An 18,670-nucleotide genomic window follows, 5' to 3' on the forward strand; every position below is an offset into this window, starting at 1 on the left:
GTCTCAACTGGCTACCGGCCTCTCGGCTCTTGCTCCCGCGCAGCGGGCTGGAGCGCAGCGACTTTGTGCATTGGCCCATCGCTGCGGTATCCCACGGCCGAGGATATGTCGGCTGTCAGGGGTAGACCGGGCCTAAGTTAAACCGAGCCATATCGTCGCGGTGGCCCCTGAGCGGAGTGGCCGGGCCAAGCAAAGGCCCCAGCCTTCTGGGATCGGGCTGGGGCCTTAGCAACTGGGTCGGTGGAGGCGAACCCGCTAACCACCGCCAGTATCACACGTGGTCCTTAACGGATTGGAGTATCCAAAATTCAAATTGCGACTGTCCGAAGTAGGACAGCACCGGCACGGGGATAGACCGTGACATGGATCAAGGTCTTTATATCGCGAGGGAACAAATGTTAGCTCGATGAACCGCAATAACCTCTATTTCTACCTCTCGCTGATCTGGCGGTCATCGCTGGCGTCGCGGTCTATATGCTGATGCCTTGAGGCCGCCTCACTTGGCCGCTCATTCATTCTCCCCCGCCGCCACCGCATATCAATCTTCGACCGATCAGGCGATGGGCGTAGTAAAAGTCTTCATAGATGTGCACTTGCAAATATAGCCAGACCAAACATCGCTGCAGCCAAACCAAGCGACAGGAGTAGCGCCTCTCGAAGCTCGTTCTTTTTCCGTGGTGCGTTCTGTGTCATCATCTGGGTAACGAATGAAGATCCAGAAGGTTCTCGCGGCTAGCGCTTGCGTGGGGGCGAACGAAAGTACGAAAGTGTACACAGGAGTCATTGAAGTTCGTGACGAAAATGGCCCTGTCATGCGCACTCGGTTCCAGTTCGACATCGAGCGCTTGCAGTAAGGCTACCTCAGTTGGCGGCATCTTCCATTCCAGCCCACGTTCACTTCCGCTGCTGGCCCGTGTCTGACCTTTGCTCAGAGCCCCGCAACGTCTGCTTCCTGAGGGTGACCCGAACAGAGCCATGCAAGCCGCCCAAGGCAGCCGCTGCCCCTTGGGCTGAGCGGACAGCTACATGATCGGAGGCGACTACTTTCGAATTCACGGCCCCTCCGATCCCGCCATCATTGGGCGCCGCCACAAAAATTCCCCTCTGAGGCAGTGCGGTGTGGTGCGCACCACAGGTGGAGTGTTCGCAGATCACTTTGCCCTCACTATGCTTGAGAGCATGACACCATTCTTCCGACGACAATCACTTATGGAAAAACTCGAAACCGAATTGGCCTCGCTGCGCACACGCGCCGCTGCCCTGAATAGCCGCCATTCCGCTGCGGAAGCGGCCCATGATGATGCCAAAGCAAAGCTCCAGCGTCATCACCTCGAAGCAAACCTCGACGCGGACGACAAAACTCGCGCGAAGCTGGAGGCGGCGGTCTCCAACTGCGCGGTGACCCGTGATGGTTACACCGACGCGCTCGCCGAGGTGAAGACCAAGATCGCCGACGCCGAGCAGAAGCTCGCGGCCGAGCGCGCCACCATCGAACGCAAGGCGGCGAGCGAAACGCTAGCGCGCGACCTTGATGCCGTCGAGCGGGCACTGCCGGATTATCTGGCGGCTGGCAAGCGCTTTGCCGACACCCTGGAGAAACTTCACTTCCACCCCGAGAGCGGCGCAATGGCGCTTTTTATCGGCAACACCGCGACGCAGGTCGAAGTCGCTGCCGGTTTCGCGCTCGTTGAGCTGCGCGGCAGGGTGGACGCGATCCGCGATGGCATCGCGCCGATCCCGGTTGCCATGCCGGTCTCCGCTTCCGTCTCGGCGCCTGAACCGTCACCCGCCATGACGGTGTTCATGCTCAAAAGCAGTCACTACCGCGACCATGACGGCCGCAAGCGGTTCGCAGGTCAATGGGAGGATGCGACAATGCCCGTGACCACTGCGCAGCGTGCGCTGCGCCAGGGCGTGGCGGTCCCGGTCACAGACGCGCGCCGTGCACAGCTCCGTGGTTCGCGCGGCGGAGACTTCAACCCGCGCGCGCCTGATGTCATCGATCTCGACGCGGTCGAGGAGGCCAAGAGCCTTCCCCACAACAATTCGGTGGTGCGCGAAGCCAGCTTCACTCCGCTGCCGACCAAGGCACCCCGTACCATCCTGATCGACGTGCCACGCTCATGAAAGCAGCACCGCCGGGCTGGCAGGCCCACCAGATCACGCACAGAGTTGATGGCTGGGTCGTCGATCCGGATGACAACGGTCGCATCCCGGCGGCCGTCGCGAACCTGATCGCGCGCGCCATGCCGGGTCTGCGCGGCTATTCAGTTGCCGATGTTCGTGCACGGATGCTCGCTCGCCAACGCATGTCCGATGGACTTTCAAAGCTCAAAAATGGGTAGCAGCTCCCGTTCGCCCGGAGGCGGCGTCGCGATCTTCAGCGCGGCGTCGGTGGCGTCGGTGGAAGGCGGCCAGCTCATCCCGTCCGATGAGCTGGCCGCAGGAGTGTAAGCATGAACAATGAGAACGCTGGTTTCGACGACGAGCATGACGAGTACGATGTGTTGCTCGCCGAGCTTGGCCGCACCGAGGAAGAGGACGCGCGGATTGCGGTCCATGAAGCCGGTCACGCCGTCGGCGCGCGCCTGCTCGGCAAACCGCTCGGTGGCGCGACAATCAATCCTGACCCGAACGGACAGTATGGCGGTCTCGTGTGGGGACCGCGCCACAGCGTCGCCTTCGGCAGTGATGACGACACCGACACCGTGCCAGAGTTGTGCGACAAGTTGCGGGAATTGATGCCGCAGGATGGCGAGGCTCGGGGTGATGTAGCGGATATGTATTTGCATGTGCTCGACCGTTGCATCGAATTGGCTGCGGCGTCTGTTGCAGAGCGCATGCTTCTGCCGGGTGAGCCTGCGCCGTCCGTGAGTGATGTCGAGCAAGCGGTTTCGCTCGCGTCATTGGTCTGCAAGTCGGCTGAGGCGGTCGAGCGCTTCCTGGCATTTTGCGAGCAACAGGCCCATGACCTGCTGCGCCCACACGGCCCTGTCATCATGGCGTTGAGCATCGTGCTCAAAATTCGTCGGAGCTTGACGGGCGCTGAGATCGATGACGTGATCGCAACGACGGTCGCCGGCCTACAGATGGCGGCCGAGCGCCAACGGCGGGCCGAGTGGCGCAAGGCCGAGCTGGCGGCGAGCCGCTTTCGTGCCGTGTGTTCACGCTGATGCCGCAGCCTTGCCATGATCTGCACCAGATCAGATGCGGTAATCGGCGAGTATCAAGGATCGTAAGGCACGGCGGATGTAACCAGTCCGACGATCTTGAAAGGCCCCGGCGAGCAATCGTCGGGGCCTTTTCCTTTAACAGTATCTGCGCGGCAGCCCCCCACCGAGCGCTGGTTAACACGGGCTGGGCCGATTGCCGCGCTTTCATGGTATGATCCTCGACGTTTCAAGCAGGAGGAAGTGAAATGATCGCTGCTAGGATAATCAGCATGGCTGTGCTCGCATCACTGTCCAGCACACAAGCGCAACAAACGACACGGGTCGATGTGTGCTGGGCAGTCTGCAATGACGCGTACAACCAGATAGCCCAATACTATATCGCTTCGATAAACGCGGCTCGCGGCACCGGCAACTTCGATCAGTTACTCACTGGGGCACGCGGATTGCAGCAACTGGAGGACCAACGCGCGGTCTGCCGCCAGCGTTGCCTCGGTTGTCCACCGGGCTAAAAGGCAAGCTCAGGGCCAATTGACTTAGGCGCGCTCGCTCATACTCGTCGGCTCTTTTGAAATTCTGTAGAAACGTAGAAAAGCACCCCGCACAAGATGCGAACAAACAAGAGCGGTTGCTTGAGACCAAGTGTCTCCGAACAAAGCACGATTGATGTGGCTGGTCCCCTACACCGTGACCTCTGTCCGCTCGCGGCTGCCAAAGCTAACTCGAAGTTCGGCGTCGTGCAGTCCAATGTTGTTCGACAAACGCTGCGAGCTGTTCAAAGGACGCGCACGGTGGGGAGGCTGCGGCGCGGCCTATAGCTCCCGCTTCATCGCCGGATGCAGCCGGTTCTTGACCTTGACCCAGTACTTCCTCCGACCGGCTTGATACGGCCGGTCGCGCCGCTTTGACACCAGTCCCTCCAGCCCCATGCGACAAGCGGCGCGAAACAGATCAGGCCCAAGCTCGCCTCGTTCGAAGGGATTGATGAAGACGCCTTCAGGTCGCCGCGCCAGCAGACGCTCTAAATTCGTCTTCCGCATCGACAGGGGTAGCGCGCGAAGGTCGTCACCACCTTCGGCGAGAATATCGAAGGCGCAGAACTGCACCTCATGGTCGTGCTTGCCGGAGTGCAGCGCATTGAAATCCGAGATGCCATCGACGCCCGGCACGACGGCTTCCATTGGGTGAATGGCCTGCGTTCATGGCGCGCTCAGCTTGGCTTCGATCAGCTCCCAGCGATCACGAAACTCAGTAACGTCCCATCCGCTCAACGACTTGAACGGAGGCAAATGCACTGTCCGCACGGTGGTTTCATTGCGCATTTGGCCTTTCGCTCCCGCTGTAGTGAGCCACTGCTGGTGCGCTCGGGTAACGTTCTCCGCCATAACTCTGTCAGGAATTACGTAATACTCGAATGGTCGTGCTGAGCCCGGCTCAGGAATTCCGCCAAGCACCCAAAAGAAATTATCGCCGAAGTTTCGTTCGGCCTTTTGTCCAACGCTACAGGTGCGTCGGCCAGGGACGAACGTCTTTACCTGAATATGGACGAACCGAGTGCCAGCAAGGTTGCTGCACAAGATGTCGGTATTGGGAGTATTGCCAAGGGTGACAACGGCACAGTAGCCGCGACGACATAGTTCGCCCGCAACAAAGAATTGGCTGGCGTTGCCTCGCGCGCTTTTGTCTGAGTTCACAGTGCGCCTCGGTGAAGGTGTATAATTATAGGAGCGCTAAAATCAGAGTTGACGATCATCCGCTCCGGTTGAATTCTCGCGGAAGCAAGGGGATTATTTTGATCATTTCGGTATGGAAACGCCGTTGCTGACCCATGCCCGGAAATGGCACGCCATATACCGGGGCGTTACTCCCAGCCGCTTTTGCCGCCGCTTCAACAATGCGCTTGATGCTGACGAGCATGGAAACGATGGCGAGCGGGCGATACGCGACAATGCGATCTCTCAAGCTACTCGTCGCGGCGACGCATTTTGCTCTACGTTCAGGAGGCGCCAACTTGTCCACCGGCGTGAGCACGAGATCATCGAGGAACCAGCCGAAGCTTTTAAAGCGACCAAGAAAATCGTCGCCTTCGCCCAGTACGGCTTCTGTGGCACGTTTCATGTGTTGTAGCATGGCGTTGTTGCCAAAATAGAAGAAGTCGCCACTTGCAGGCGCGCTCTCGCCGACAAACAGCGTGGTAATTCGCTCTGGACGATAGCTCGCCCGGATAAACTCAACGTCTATCATTTTCTAGCCGCGTCTCGAAACTGTGGGCGATTGTTCGCGCAGCGCAGTTACTGCAACAGCTTTGAAGAGCCGCGTAAGGCTAGGAGCTGGGGGGCTGCACATTTGCAGCCTTCAAGGCATTAGCTCTACGGGTCGCAACAGCCTTGCGAGCGGCCTCGCTACGCAACTTCGCTGCGGCGTTTGCCGCTCGTGTAGCAGCGGCCTTTTTGCCAGCGTCTTTCATGAAAGCATTTGTTCGCTTACCCTTCATCTCTTGCCAGTGAGCGCGTTGTACCTTCAACGCGGCAAGCGAAAACAGACCAACGTCATACATCCAGTGGTGGTGAGTGCATAGCCACGCGAGATTGTCTGGGTCATTGTTCGACGCTTCATGGTCCAGATGGGCCAGTTCTTTCCCGACCGTCTGCCCACACAGGCAGCAACCGGGATAGGGGTAATTTAAATCTGCAATTCGTCGTGCTTCAGATTGGTTGCGAGGCTTTTTTAACACCTTCATTGCTCTTTCCCTGCTAAAGTCCGCAGTCTGCCTGCCGCATCACATCGATAAAAATCGCGGGTCACCCTTCGCCCAACCAAAATGCAGCGTTCGGCCGTTAGGCAGCCTTTTGCTCACTAGTTGTCCCGTGTTGGCGATTAATCCGAAGAGTTCAACAAACGCCGCATAAGCATCGAACCACCTGTTCTCGGGCGAGAAGGAATGAACGATCATGGCAGCATCGTCGGCCTCGAACCTATCAGCTTCGAGGATAGCCGAGGCAGTACGGTGAAACAGTTGATAGTGGACATGATCAGGGGGCGGACACTGAACCCCCATTAGATCGCATAAGAATGCGAGCCGCTGCCGCTTTCCCGGTGATGGGTCCACGTACCAGTCGCGCAAGGTCTCACCAAACGGCTCATTGACCTTGCCTTCTACGGCGACGGCGATAGTTCGGTTCTTTGACTTCACCAAGGCGAAAACGTCCGTTTGGCTTTCGCGTCCGGCATCGCGCAATGCCACTTTGTGCTCCGGCATCGCTATCAGCAACTCGGTGTCCACTCCGAATAGCGCTCCGATTTCGGGCGGCAGCCCGTCAACGGCTTCCCAGCAATGCGCGAGTGTTCGAGCAGAATAGCCTCTGCGCCAATGCTTGATCGGGTCGGCCAGAAGCGCTTGCCAGCTTTGGGCGCCGGCCGTCGGCACATAGATTTTTCGCTTCATGTGCTTCTGCTTGTCGGCTATCTCTCGCGCAGCCAGGCTAAGCTCCAACTCTCTGATCTGTTGGATCAGCAGTTCTGCGATTTCATCGTACTCGGAGGACGACAGCGAATTCACGCCGCGCAATCGCATCTGATCTTGCAGAATGTTAGCCATCGTGGCTTTGACGCTCATGCGCCCTCGTCTGAAAACTAGATCGTCATAAAATCAATCTGAAGTAGATGCCAAAGAAAGCGAATGCGCAATGGCAGTAGAATTACGGACGCTACGTAACCGCGGGGCTATGTTCGCAGTGCAGCACGGGGCGCGAGTTATGGCGACCCAACCGAAGGTGTGGATTGCATGAGCTAGGCCCTTCGCCCGCGCGTTCGGGCGACGGCTACTTCTTCAACAGTATTCCCACCGACCGGGCCATTCGCCTCACCGATCCGGCGTGGCGGCCAAGTTCGGCGGCTATCCTCGACGCGCCAACCCCCTGCCGGGCGAGCCTGACCAATCGTTGGATCTCCTGCTCGGCCCATTGCTTTGGCTTCGGTGTTTTCATGATGCGGCGCTCGACCTGCACCAGTTAACCAGTGAGCCTAGCCGCCGACACTTGGGAAATTTACGGGTGGGCCTCCGCGCAGCCAGATGATAGGTCCTGCCACGTGGTCCTTTATCCACACCCACGATCACGGGTAGTTCGCCTACTGACCCCTCCCCAATGGATGATAATTTGCGTATCGACGGCCACCGCGCTCTCATTGAGCATGGGTAGCAAGTCACGAGAGACCATCTACGGGCGGCTCTGTCCGGGCGTCGGCAGAGCAACCGACGGAGGCGCGCAAGGTAGCCGACCGGCTTGCCTGCGAAGCCTGGAATAAGCGCATGCTCGCCTTCCAAGGACCGGCTCAGCCATCGCCAGCACTCGCGGACGCCTCAATGCCGGGTACATTTATCTAGAGGTCAAATACCTAGACTGCGACACGCATCGGGACCGTTGCGCTCGCTGTCGTGCGGCGGCCGAAGACGACATCAATCCATGAGCTGAAGCGTTATATGCGCTGCAAAGACTGCTCCGAGGTGCGCGGCTATCCGTACAAGCGGAGCCATCTAGTTGCGCTGCGGCCGGCTAGTTGCGCTGCGGCCGGCGAAGATTTCAGCGAGCGATCCGCCATCGACGTGGTGGTCGGCGAGCGCTAGATATGCTGGTCTGGCTTGCAGAGTAGCGGCGTTGGCGGCAAATGATCTATGTAGAGAGGTTTTCGAGGAGCGGCGCCGGTCGCCGAGTTGAGGGACTTATGTCGGGGCAATGGATTGGTAATTTCTCAGGTACGAATAGGGGGCGGGCCATCGTCGAGCTTGACGACAAAGGAGATCATTTCGAGGGCAATGCGTACGCGTTTTCTGATGACCCGCAAAAACTGCCCTCTTTGGTCGCGTGGGTGCGCACACCGAACAAGGACCCCAAATTTGATCTCGACTTGATAGTTCGCCCCTTCGTGAACGGGCGCATGGAAGATTGGGAGCAGATCAAGGCAGGCTTTCCGGGCGTTACTCTAAGTCCGCAGCTCAAGACGAGTTGGGACTTCAGCGGCGATGATCTTCGACTTACTTGGACAACTCCCCTCGGCACGAATGGGACCGCGCAACTACTCCGACTTCGGGCTTCCGACCCGAGCCAGCGAAAACCCATTGCAGACGTCAAGAGCTGGTCCGCATTCAGGGAGTTTGCGGCTTCTTTGGAGCCGCGTCGGTTCGTCTTCCGGGGGCAGCAGAGCAGTCTATGGAAGTTGGCAACGGCGTTTCACAGACACGGCCGCTACGACTTGATGAAGTTTACAAGCGAGGACATCCCTCTGTTACACGGCCATCTAAGTGGCCTGACTGCTCATCGCTTCTACCTCGAAAATGATCTTGAGAACGCGGCCTTTCACAGCCTTGCCCAACATCATGGGTATCCGACGCCACTGTTGGACTGGACCCATTCACCCTACATCGCGGCCTTTTTTGCTTTCCGAGGCGTTCGAAAGGCGGATCAAAGCGCTGACAAATTTGTTCGCATATTCGTGTTCGATTTTAACGAATGGCAAGCCGACCATGCGCGCGTTCAGATGTTGACCCTGACGCCTCCGCATCTAACGTTCCTTAAGGCGCTTGCGCTGAACAATCCCCGGATGATTCCGCAGCAGGCGTTATCGTCTGTGACGAATTTGAATGACATAGAAAATTTCATCGAATGGGAAGAGCGGCAGCGCAGCAAGTCTTATCTGCGTGTCATAGACCTGCCGACGAACGAGAGAATTCGGGCGATGCAAGAGCTCGCGATGATGGGTATCACGGCCGGGTCCCTCTTTCCGGGCCTTGATGGCGCGTGCGAGCAGATGAAAGAGCAAAATTTTGAATTGTGATGCCGCCGCCGCGCTGATCGCGGTGGAGCATCTTGAGGAGCTGCGGGAACAACATGGCAAGGAAAGAAGTGCAGAAGGAAGCGAGGCAAACGAGATGGCTGACCGTGGGGTTTGGGGCGGCTCTGATATTGATCGGTCTGTGCGGCTTTGCGGCCTCGCTGCTCAGCAAGGACTTGCTCCCGGCGATCGGCGGCACGTTTCTCGGTGCCGTCATCGGCATGCTTGTGGGCTTCTACGCGCAAGAGGCAGAGGTGTGGAGCCGGCAGGCAATGACGGCATCAGTCGCGGTGCTAACCGGGGCCGGTGCGGTAGCATTGCTGCGATACAACGCCGCTGATCCAGCAAGCGTATGGTTCTACCCAATAGGTCTTGTTACCGGCTTTGGGTTCGGCACTATCTGGTCAGACGTTGACGTTGAGGAAGACGAAGAGGAGGGCTGAAGCGGTAAGGATATGGCGTATACGCATAGAAGCACCTCCATTGAGCGACGCGCCCGGCTCGCGTACAATGTGCGCGCTACAACAACAAGCGGACGCACGACAATGCAGTTTAAGGACACGTTCGATAAGACGCGGCAGGATGAGCAGGCCGCGCGCGAACGCTTCGAGAAAGTGAAGGCCCATGCTGATGCCACGGCACCTTGGGGGGCACCATGGAGCCGCCGCGTGCCGGTCGGAGAAAAGAACGCGATAGGCGCGGGCCGCAGGCTTAACCGTGCTTTTGGGCAAGCAGTATCTTCGTGATTTCGTCCGCGCTTGGGTGGCGCATATCCAGGCTCGGCCGAATTCCCTCAAACGCTCGGCACATTCGGGGGTAACGTTCCACTGTGCGCGTATGGGCGTTGAGCGCACGGCCCTTAAATTCCGACCATCTCTCCAGGTCTTTGATCAAGACGCCTGCGATAAACGTATGCGGTTCGTGGTTGCCATCGAACCCGTGGAACTTAACGTCATCGCCGTAGGGCGCTGCTTCCGTCTTGACCTTCTTTTTGTCCGCTGCGGAGAGCTTCTTGTACCCGGCCTCGACAAAGGACCACATGTCGAGAATGTCGCAGGTCTCGCGGACTTCTGGCGGGTCTTCGCCTTTTTCGAATTGGATGCCATGATACTTCCAGTTGATGGCCCAAAGGTCGTTGTTGATGACCATCTTTTCGATGAACTCAGGGTCCATCTCGCCCTTGATCTTGAGGGACTTTGATAGATCAGCAAGCATCAAAATTATCAGCCGCTCTCCGTCCGACAGCTTCACGGCGCGTCTCCGTTGTTGGCCTTATAAGGCCCGCATGTTGCACAATTTGGACGTGCAAGACAGCGGAGGCACGCAATTATCCACCGGACGGTACGAGCCTTGCGAGAACATCAGTTGCTAAGGAAGTTATCCGCGCATCGCAACGCGCAACATGTCTTGGATGCGGCCGGGCGATTGCTCTTCGCTACATCCGTAGGAGTTGGCGAATGGCTTCGGGGGCAGTGGGCCAGACCGTAACGACTAGCGTCGCTATACCGACCAATGCGGCTATGGCCGCGAACAAAAGCGTCCAGAACGCGAAGCTAGAGTTGCGCCGTTCCCGTGTTGCGCGCTCAGCATCTTTGTCCCGCAGGAACCTGAGAGCGGCAAGGCGCTTGGGTCGGGGTAGATGCCGGGCCCGTGATAAATTGTATCGCGAACCAACTGTTCGCCGTCCGCCTCGAACTCCGCGCGCCACTTCGCTTCGTTTGTGCTTTCATTCACGCGTGACATTCGACGCCAGCTAAAACGTGTATTGATAGCGCTCGACGTACCGATCACCCCATCTGGCTTCGTCCAAAACTGATCGAAGTGTCTCGCGGACATCCTCAATAGGGCACGGCCACCGCCCCCGAAGGGATAGCAACGTTGCTTTGGCGTAGGCGTGTCGCTCGGCTTCACCCTTGAAGCAGGACGCCAGCGTTTCGCCGTCCTCGCCAATCCTGATCGCCCCTGTTTCGATGGCGATACTGGTCAGAGCGCGGCGCATGTCTTCATAGGCTTCGAGATCACGTTCAACGGCACTCACCGGGAAGTCCCTTCAGTTGTGGACGTATCTCCCAAAAGTAGGGACGACCGGCGACGAAGAACCAAGGATATTCTCGGTCCTGCGTCACGCTACCTAGGCGCAGAGGGTGGCTGAGCCGAGACGCTAGGCTCTCCAACCCCGAGTAAACGGCGCCGGTCGCCATGGCATGTCATGCCAGTTCGGTTTGATGTTGACCGCGCCGCGTACACTTCAGAGCCCGAACCGACGCGCCACCAGGGCGGTGTGCGGCAATATGTCGAGGCACGTCGGCTGCGTTGGACACGCACCGTTGAGGCATTGGATTGAGCGCGTCACGTGTCCGTCGATCCAGTCGCGCGGGCTGCTGGCTTGGGGAGAATTTGGGGGCTACACTCTCAAGAGAATGAGGTTGTGACCCGAACAATATGGTAATATACTCCCAAATGGATGGGGCGAGATCCCTACGGCAGTGGAATTTGTGAGTTCTCATCCCCACCAACATAGGAACGGAGCACGATATGGCTAAACTGAGACTGACAATCCGCCCCGACACTGGGGCGATGGGACGCCGCATGACCGCCCGCATGATCGAGCTTAACCTCGACGACCAAGATGTCGCCGACGGGACGGGCTTGAGCAAAGACACGATCCGCGCCTACCGCAGACTTCCCGAGGCGCGCCCCACAGCCGAGAATGCGGCGGCGGTAGCCAAGGCACTCCGGTGGACGACGGACCAGCTCCTGCACGGCACCGATGTCGAGGTCTCAGCGGACGACAAAGCGGATTATGGGGACGAAGCGAGCCTCGACGATGCGATCGACCGTGTGAAGGCAATCGTGGCGGCCGGCTGCAACACGACGCCCCGCCGGGTGAGCGTGACAATCACCATCATCTGAAAAGCAATTTGAACGCCATTTAATTGGAGGTATTGAATGAGCCGCAATGAAAAATGGACCTTTGAGGCCCGCGATCTGTTTTACTCGATGCTGGTTGCCAAATTTGGCCCGCACAGCGAATGGGAGACGTACCACCGCCCCGGGCGCGGGCTCGACGATCAGTTCGACGCCTTCTGCGAGCGCTTCGCTGAACTGGTCGGCGCAACATCGATCAACGCGGTGAAGCAGCAACTTGCGTTCTCAACCCCGCTTCCGCCCGGGCACACTAGGCGGTGGCAACCGGGTAACGCACGCTCCGCCATCCTCAACATTGCTGCGGCGTTCAAGGCGGGCTTCGTAGGAAACGATGTGTTCCCGTCGCTGGTGGCGAGCGGTCCAGCGGAAGGGGAAATGCAGGAAGAAGGTGCCCCTGCGTGAAGCAAAATCTTAACCGGAGCGGGGATTGTCGCCTGACTGGCCAAGTGCCCCGCAAGCTAGGCTACAGACACCATAAACTCAGCCGAAAACTGTCGAGGGGAACGTAGGTAGCGCTCCCCCGCTACCACATTCCCGGTAAATCCTTGGAAATCCTAGTCTCACCCGTCCGCTGTTGCGCGCGAGGAATGTATCAATGATACAGGCGAACCTCTCAGGAACGGTCGTGAAGACCGGCCGGAACAACTGTCTTCAGGCTACACCGCAGTGGCCCTGGCGCCGCCGTTCAACTGAATGGTCTTCAACTCGCTCGCAGCGCTGCTCGGCCTCGGCGGCCGGCCACGCTGGGGCTGCTGATTGCGGGCCTTGTCAGCGGACGCGTGCAGCTTGGCCACGAAGTCCGGCTTGGCCGCGAGCTCGCTGACATGATCGACCAGCGCGCCGACATCGAACGTGTCCCGCAGGAAGTCCCAATCGGCATTCACCACGGCCTGTCCGACGTCCCGCGCGAGCGCGTTCTGCGCCGTTTCGAGGATCGGCGGTGAAAAGTTCGAAGCTTATATACAACCGGGGCTCTGGTGGGTTCGACCAATCGCAAGCGGTCGCTTTGCCATGCTCGAAATCCTGAGCGCCGATTGGGGGCTCGGCTTTGCGCTCGTCCCCTGCCACCGGTCTTCGACAAGCGCATTGGCCAACGTATCTCCGGCACCGAGTTAGATAGGGGCGGCACGATTGGAGCTTGGGATGAAAGCGCGGGCTGGGGTTGTGAGCTTAGTGGGGAGCCTTGCCAGTTGACGCCATTGGGCCGGATGGCGGACCGGCGTCGTCGAGGCTGATCGCCTGCCGCGCGCCCTTTTTGCGCTTGGCTTGGCTTCAAGCTTTCAAACGTAGCTCATCCCGAGCATTGAGCCCTCTATCTAAGACTTCAGCAACAGCCTTGCTGCGGATCTCTGAAAAGGCCCTGCAGCTCAAAGAAGAGCAGAAGATTGTAGAACTCACACCTTTGCATCCCGGCTCCCTAGCCGCCGCGGCCTTGGCCTTTGTGATGCTCTCAGAATATCGATTCAGCACGGTCTTGTACGCCACCGGCGGCGGCTTATGTGCTGATTGGCACTTGCTGGCCACGACTGCTATTTCGTCCAAAGCAACAACAACGAGAAAACGGGAGGACAGCATGAAATTCCGTCCGCTTCACGACCGCGTTGTGGTCAAGCGCATCGAAGCCGAAGACAAGACCACTGGCGGCATCATCATTCCCGACACTGCCAAGGAAAAGCCCTCGCAGGGCGAGATCACGGCGGTTGGTCCAGGCGGCCGCGACGAAGCCGGCAAGCTGATTCCGATAGACCTCCAGGTCGGTGACCGCGTGCTGTTCGGCAAGTGGTCCGGTACTGAGGTCAAGCTCGATGGTCAGGAACTGCTGATCATGAAGGAGAGCGACATTATGGGCGTTCTCGTCGATCTGCCTGCCGCGAAGAAGAAGATTGCCTAAGCACTAATCAGTTTTCCTCATCCTGAGCCGTCGGCGCAGCCGGCGTCTCGCAGGATGAGGCCCGCAAGTTCAAATCCCGCTCCTTGAGAGCTCGCCCAGGCGCGATCATGGGGATCTGACCAGTCGAAAACGGAGATCATGATGTCGGCCAAAGAAGTCAAATTCGGCGTAGATGCCCGCGACAAGATGTTGCGCGGTGTCGAAATTCTCAACAACGCGGTCAAGGTCACGCTCGGTCCCAAAGGCCGCAACGTCGTGCTCGACAAATCGTTCGGCGCTCCCCGCATCACCAAGGACGGCGTCACCGTCGCCAAGGAGATCGAGCTCGAGGACAAGTTCGAGAACATGGGCGCCCAGATGGTGCGCGAAGTCGCCTCCAAGTCCGCTGATGCCGCCGGCGACGGCACCACCACCGCCACCGTGCTTGCGGCTGCGATCGTCCGTGAAGGCGCCAAGGCGGTTGCCGCCGGCATGAACCCGATGGACCTGAAGCGCGGTATCGACCTCGCGGTCGAAGCCGTGGTCGCGGACCTCCAGAAAAACTCCAAGAAGGTCACCTCGAACGACGAGATCGCCCAGGTCGGCACCATCTCGGCGAACGGCGACCAGGAGATCGGTAAGTTCCTCTCCGACGCCATGAAGAAGGTGGGCAACGAGGGCGTTATCACGGTTGAAGAAGCGAAGTCGCTCGAGACTGAACTCGAGGTCGTCGAAGGCATGCAGTTCGACCGCGGCTATATCTCGCCCTACTTTGTTACCAATGCAGACAAGATGCGCGTTGAGATGGACGACGCCTACGTCCTCATCAATGAGAAGAAGCTGTCTCACCTGAATGAATTGCTTCCGCTGCTCGAAGCCGTGGTGCAGAGCGGCAAGCCGCTTGTGATTATCGCGGAAGACGTCGAAGGCGAAGCGCTCGCTACTCTCGTCGTGAACCGTCTGCGTGGCGGTCTGAAGGTCGCTGCCGTCAAGGCTCCGGGCTTCGGCGATCGTCGCAAGGCCATGCTGCAGGACATCGCGATCCTGACCGGCGGCCAGGCGATCTCGGAAGATCTTGGCATCAAGCTCGAGAACGTTACCTTGAACATGCTCGGTCGCGCCAAGAAGGTGATGATCGACAAGGAGAACACCACGATCGTCAGCGGCGCCGGCAAGAAGGCCGACATCGAGGCGCGCGTCAATCAGATCAAGGCGCAGATCGAGGAGACCGCCTCGGACTACGACCGTGAGAAGCTCCAGGAGCGACTGGCCAAGCTCGCGGGCGGCGTCGCGGTCATCCGCGTCGGCGGCGCGACCGAGGTCGAGGTGAAGGAGCGCAAGGATCGCGTTGATGACGCGATGCATGCGACCCGCGCGGCGGTCGAGGAAGGCATCCTGCCGGGCGGCGGCGTCGCCCTGCTGCGCGCTTCCGAGCATCTCAAGGGGCTGCGCACCAAGAACGATGACCAGAAGACGGGTGTCGAGATCGTGCGCAAGGCACTATCCTATCCGGCCCGCCAGATCGCGATCAACGCTGGCGAGGATGGCTCGGTGATCGTCGGGAAGATCCTGGAGAAGGATCAGTACGGCTACGGCTTTGACTCCCAGTCCGGCGAATACGTCAACCTGGTCACCAAAGGCATCATCGACCCGACCAAGGTGGTTCGGGTGGCGATCCAGAACGCGGCCTCGGTTGCGGCTCTCTTGATCACCACCGAAGCCATGGTCGCCGAAGTGCCGAAGAGGAACGCAGGCAGCGGCGCGCCCGCGGGTGGCGGGGGCATGGGAGGCATGGGAGGTATGGATTTCTAAGCGAGCCGGGTCATGACGCAGAATGTAAAGAGAGCGCACGTGAGTTGAGATCGCCTGCGCACACCGCAGTCCGGCGAACTCTTGGAAAGATGTCGCCGTCTGTTCAAATAGGAACACTCGAACCGATTCTGGCACCACCTGCGCTCAACTGCGAAAGGTAGAGCTCACAAAGGCGCTGCATTTCCGGGAGCCCCGCTTCGGGCCCCGCGGGGCAGATACTCGCTGTAGGCACGGGACGTTGGCGCCAGACTGCGGCGAACGGGCGCATCGGGCCATCCCAATCGGGACCATCCCAAGAGTGTCCGTACGCGATTGCGTGAGCAATTTGGTACAGACGCCGATCGCTCGATGTGTCTAGCCTCCTTAACGGGTGAGGCTCGACTTACCTCTAAGTCAAGGTGAAAACGATGGAAATCTCCAGGGAGACAAAAGCTGCCGTGCGGCCGGCACTGTGGGGAGCCGTGACCGGAGCAATCGCTCTGGCAATCGTGGGTTTCAGCTGGGGCGGCTGGGTGACGGGTGGGACCGCCGAGACGCTCGCAAGGAATGGTGCTGCGACGGCTGTCGTCGCAGCTCTCACACCCATCTGCGTTGAGAAGTTTCGACAAGCCGCAGACGCGTCGGCAAACTTGGTCGAAATGAAGAAAGCGACCTATGCATGGGACCAGAGCAAATTCGTTGAAAAAGGCGGTTGGGCCACCATGCCGGGAAGCACCGAGCCAAACTCGGCCGTTGCAAAAGCTTGTGCCGAATCGCTTGGTAGCAAGAATGCCGCGGAGCTGCGCGGATAGTCAGGAAACTCGTGCGGCGGAAAGACCGCCGCCATTGATGGGTCCCGGCCTCTTCTTGCAGAACAGGCGGCCTATACCGTCGATTCGATGTGACTATCGCCACTTCCCGGGTGAGGGTCGTTTCTTTCCACGCAACCGTTCCGTGAGCCAGAACGCGAAGAGGAAAATTCCTACACACGACGGAAGCTAATTCGCGCGCCGCGCAGTGTCGGATGGGATCTTCCGGCACACGGGTGTCAGCCCAGCGCTATTGTCCAGGTGGGCAGATCAAAGCCTCGACGTTTAGCTATTCGTCGCGCAATTTCGATCGGGCCCAGCTCGCGCGAGCAGGACCGATTCAAAAGTTTGCGGCGACCAAATCGTAAGAACCCCTGCTGCCGCGGCTGTAGATCTTGGCAGCGGCGGCACAGATCAAGTCACGATTGCAATCAAACGCGTTCAGAAAGCCTGGTTCATCGTAGCTGGCATCTGGTTTAAGTCGCTTCAGCGCACCTTCGTTTATGAAGAACGACGCCTCAATAGCGCTGTCGTGTCCCCAAAATCGCACGGCGCGCCGCGTGCGATCATAAGAGCGACTGTGATTTGGAAACTCAATCATGGTTGAGCCGATCAGTTGCCGATACACGAGACTCGTGCCTAGCACGATTTGCATCCGAGGTTGGAGCGATCCAGTTGCGTCAACCCTCAAGTGGTTACGCTGGAAGCGTATTACAATGCCGCTTGATGCTGACGACAGCAAGAAAGTAGCCCTTGGCCTCGCTATTCTGCGAATGGGCACTATATCTTGCTCATCACCGCGCGCCCTCGGCTGTTATCGGTGACTGAGAGCATTGTGCTCCCGCCGCGGCCAAGAGGCGGTCAAATGTCGAATATCTCCAAGTTCAGTGTTCGCGAGTGGATGGTACCTCCCGTATTGCTGCCGATCTTTTTCGTGCTGCTGATCGCTGCTGCAGTGCTTATTCAGTGGTAGTTGCACCCAGCAGGCGAGCGTCATCAGATGCTTGTCCCAGATCGATCTCTCGTACCACTCAACAGCCGTTTCCCGTAGATGACCCATCCAACGATGCTGGTCCAGCGCTGATCTTGCAGGGCCGAATGGGCGCCAGGTGCGGCCAAGGAGTTCGACCCGCATCCGGTGCATCCTGAGCGTAGGCCTGCAGCCTTGTTCAGTCCGCCGTATGAAGTGCTGGCTTTGTGGACTGAGCAATATTGCTCAGCAAAACATCCCGACCTGGATCAATATGCTGGTTCGCAGGGGCGAACTCGGAGGAAGGGCCAACTATGAATCCGATCACCGCATTTCTTGCGATAGCCTGCGTCGCTATCGGCGCGGTGCTTGGCCTAATGGGTTACTTCGTGCTAGGCGCCGCTTCGTTGATCGCGGCGATCGTCATCGGCTCTGCTCTGAAGATGGCGAACACCTGGCAGAAGTTCGTTATCCTCCGCGCCGGCAAATTGCGCGGCGTAAAAGGGCCCGGACTCTTCGTGATCATTCCGGTTGTCGATAGTGTCGTTGCCGTCATTGACGAGCGCATTCAGACTACCGCTTTCAGCGCCCAGGAGGCTCTGACGAAGGACACCGTTCCAGTGAACATGGATGCCATTATTTTCTGGTTCGTCCATGATGCACAGAAAGCGGCCTTGAACATTACGAACTACCGGGAAGCCATCGATCGTGTCGCCCAGACTTCGCTGCGCGAAATGATCGGCTCGTCGATGCTCTCCGCGCTCTTGTCGGAGCGAACCGCCGCGGACCAGCTGTTGCGAAGCGAAATCGGACGCAAAACGGCGGACTGGGGTATCTCAGTGAGGTCGGTCGAGATCCGCGATGTCGCGATCCCGGTGGCTTTGCAGGATGCGATGTCTCGTCAAGCCCAGGCCGAGCGGGAAAAGCAGGCACGTGTGATCCTTGGATCAGCCGAAGCCGCTATAGCCGGCAAATTCGTCGAGGCGGCCACGATCTATGCGGGGCAGCCGGCGGCGCTGCAACTTCGCGCCATGAACATCATCTATGAGACAACCAAGGAGCGCGGCACCACGATCCTGATGCCAACATCGATGGTCGACAGCATGAACCCCGTCGTGGCCCTGGCTTTGGCGAGCCAGGACAAGACCGTGTCGGCCGAGACAACCGGCTCGCTGCCGCTGAGCACCCCATTCACACAACAGAAAAGCGCTTCCAAGGTTGACGAGACTTCGCTTGCTCTCGCGCCAACTTGACACACCCAACGCGGTTTTGGAGCTGTCACTAAGGGACCGTCGGTGGACAC

General features: G+C 58.9%; 20 protein-coding genes and 1 pseudogene. 12 read left to right on the forward strand and 9 right to left on the reverse strand.

All coding sequences use genetic code 11. The features are described 5' to 3' along the window. Positions 1-1,026 precede the first annotated feature (1,026 nt). The 3 genes from XH80_RS29525 (at position 1,027) to XH80_RS29535 (ending at position 3,173) form a co-directional block, all read left to right on the forward strand. A complete protein-coding gene (locus tag XH80_RS29525; protein WP_271601625.1) occupies positions 1,027-2,127 on the forward strand; it encodes a hypothetical protein in 1,101 nt (366 codons plus the stop codon). Continuing rightward, complete coding sequence (locus XH80_RS29530; protein ID WP_271601626.1) at positions 2,124-2,345, forward strand: hypothetical protein; 222 nt, start codon at positions 2,124-2,126, stop codon at positions 2,343-2,345. Before XH80_RS29525 ends, XH80_RS29530 begins: the two co-directional genes overlap by 4 nt. A 111-nt stretch (positions 2,346-2,456) precedes the next feature. Beyond that, positions 2,457-3,173: a hypothetical protein gene (locus tag XH80_RS29535; RefSeq protein ID WP_271601627.1), complete on the forward strand. Its 717-nt coding sequence runs from the start codon at positions 2,457-2,459 to the stop codon at positions 3,171-3,173. Positions 3,174-3,982: 809 nt separating this feature from the next. On the opposite strand, the pseudogene XH80_RS29540 reads toward XH80_RS29535, so the two are convergent. From XH80_RS29540 to XH80_RS29560, 5 genes and pseudogenes are all read right to left on the reverse strand, one after another. Next, positions 3,983-4,348: pseudogene (locus tag XH80_RS29540) on the reverse strand (ATP-dependent DNA ligase); the annotation flags it as partial. Between the two features lie 21 nt (positions 4,349-4,369). After that, positions 4,370-4,864 (reverse strand): hypothetical protein, encoded by a 495-nt coding sequence (locus XH80_RS29545; RefSeq protein ID WP_271601628.1) that lies wholly within the window; start codon positions 4,862-4,864, stop codon positions 4,370-4,372. Positions 4,865-4,919: 55 nt separating this feature from the next. Continuing rightward, on the reverse strand, positions 4,920-5,414 hold the full coding sequence (locus XH80_RS29550; protein WP_271601629.1) for a hypothetical protein: 495 nt from the start codon (positions 5,412-5,414) through the stop codon (positions 4,920-4,922). Positions 5,415-5,493: 79 nt separating this feature from the next. Then, positions 5,494-5,910, reverse strand: a complete 417-nt coding sequence (locus XH80_RS29555) for an HNH endonuclease (protein ID WP_271601630.1) — start codon at positions 5,908-5,910, stop codon at positions 5,494-5,496. 39 nt (positions 5,911-5,949) lie between these two features. Continuing rightward, positions 5,950-6,786 (reverse strand): DUF6946 family protein, encoded by an 837-nt coding sequence (locus tag XH80_RS29560; RefSeq protein WP_271601631.1) that lies wholly within the window; start codon positions 6,784-6,786, stop codon positions 5,950-5,952. Between the two features lie 864 nt (positions 6,787-7,650). Here XH80_RS29560 and XH80_RS44135 point away from each other — a divergent pair. The 3 genes from XH80_RS44135 (at position 7,651) to XH80_RS29575 (ending at position 9,442) form a co-directional block, all read left to right on the forward strand. After that, complete coding sequence (locus XH80_RS44135; RefSeq protein ID WP_442869184.1) at positions 7,651-7,794, forward strand: hypothetical protein; 144 nt, start codon at positions 7,651-7,653, stop codon at positions 7,792-7,794. Between the two features lie 98 nt (positions 7,795-7,892). Continuing rightward, the gene (locus XH80_RS29570; RefSeq protein WP_271601632.1) at positions 7,893-9,002 is read left to right on the forward strand and encodes an FRG domain-containing protein; all 1,110 of its coding nucleotides are present in this window, start codon (positions 7,893-7,895) and stop codon (positions 9,000-9,002) included. Between the two features lie 53 nt (positions 9,003-9,055). Beyond that, complete coding sequence (locus XH80_RS29575; RefSeq protein ID WP_271601633.1) at positions 9,056-9,442, forward strand: hypothetical protein; 387 nt, start codon at positions 9,056-9,058, stop codon at positions 9,440-9,442. A gap of 268 nt (positions 9,443-9,710) precedes the next feature. Here the strand turns inward: XH80_RS29575 and XH80_RS29580 are convergent, their stop codons facing one another. After that, positions 9,711-10,250: a YfbU family protein gene (locus XH80_RS29580; protein ID WP_271601634.1), complete on the reverse strand. Its 540-nt coding sequence runs from the start codon at positions 10,248-10,250 to the stop codon at positions 9,711-9,713. A gap of 502 nt (positions 10,251-10,752) precedes the next feature. Further along, the gene (locus tag XH80_RS29585; RefSeq protein ID WP_271601635.1) at positions 10,753-11,037 is read right to left on the reverse strand and encodes a hypothetical protein; all 285 of its coding nucleotides are present in this window, start codon (positions 11,035-11,037) and stop codon (positions 10,753-10,755) included. A 551-nt stretch (positions 11,038-11,588) separates the two neighbouring features. On the opposite strand from XH80_RS29585, the gene XH80_RS29590 reads away from it, so the two are divergent. Next, a complete protein-coding gene (locus tag XH80_RS29590; protein ID WP_271601636.1) occupies positions 11,589-11,912 on the forward strand; it encodes a helix-turn-helix domain-containing protein in 324 nt (107 codons plus the stop codon). Positions 11,913-11,948: 36 nt separating this feature from the next. Continuing rightward, on the forward strand, positions 11,949-12,329 hold the full coding sequence (locus XH80_RS29595) for a hypothetical protein (protein ID WP_271601637.1): 381 nt from the start codon (positions 11,949-11,951) through the stop codon (positions 12,327-12,329). A 254-nt stretch (positions 12,330-12,583) separates the two neighbouring features. Here the strand turns inward: XH80_RS29595 and XH80_RS29600 are convergent, their stop codons facing one another. After that, positions 12,584-12,814, reverse strand: a complete 231-nt coding sequence (locus tag XH80_RS29600; protein WP_271601638.1) for a hypothetical protein — start codon at positions 12,812-12,814, stop codon at positions 12,584-12,586. 686 nt (positions 12,815-13,500) lie between these two features. Here XH80_RS29600 and XH80_RS29605 point away from each other — a divergent pair. From XH80_RS29605 to XH80_RS29615, 3 genes are all read left to right on the forward strand, one after another. Then, positions 13,501-13,818 carry a co-chaperone GroES gene (locus tag XH80_RS29605; protein WP_271601952.1) on the forward strand — a complete coding sequence of 106 codons (318 nt, stop codon included), beginning with the start codon at positions 13,501-13,503 and terminating at the stop codon, positions 13,816-13,818. 141 nt (positions 13,819-13,959) lie between these two features. Further along, on the forward strand, positions 13,960-15,609 hold the full coding sequence (gene groL / locus XH80_RS29610; RefSeq protein WP_271601639.1) for a chaperonin GroEL: 1,650 nt from the start codon (positions 13,960-13,962) through the stop codon (positions 15,607-15,609). A gap of 407 nt (positions 15,610-16,016) precedes the next feature. Beyond that, positions 16,017-16,400, forward strand: coding sequence for a hypothetical protein (locus XH80_RS29615; RefSeq protein ID WP_271601640.1), 384 nt, complete (start codon positions 16,017-16,019; stop codon positions 16,398-16,400). A gap of 337 nt (positions 16,401-16,737) precedes the next feature. Here XH80_RS29615 and XH80_RS29620 read toward each other — a convergent pair whose 3' ends face one another. Beyond that, a complete protein-coding gene (locus XH80_RS29620; protein ID WP_442869185.1) occupies positions 16,738-17,025 on the reverse strand; it encodes a DUF1488 domain-containing protein in 288 nt (95 codons plus the stop codon). 656 nt (positions 17,026-17,681) lie between these two features. On the opposite strand from XH80_RS29620, the gene XH80_RS29625 reads away from it, so the two are divergent. Beyond that, complete coding sequence (locus XH80_RS29625; RefSeq protein WP_271601641.1) at positions 17,682-18,620, forward strand: slipin family protein; 939 nt, start codon at positions 17,682-17,684, stop codon at positions 18,618-18,620. The last annotated feature ends 50 nt before the right edge of the window (positions 18,621-18,670 follow it).

Source organism: Bradyrhizobium sp. CCBAU 45384 (assembly GCF_028128665.1).
Lineage (GTDB): Bacteria > Pseudomonadota > Alphaproteobacteria > Rhizobiales > Xanthobacteraceae > Bradyrhizobium > Bradyrhizobium manausense.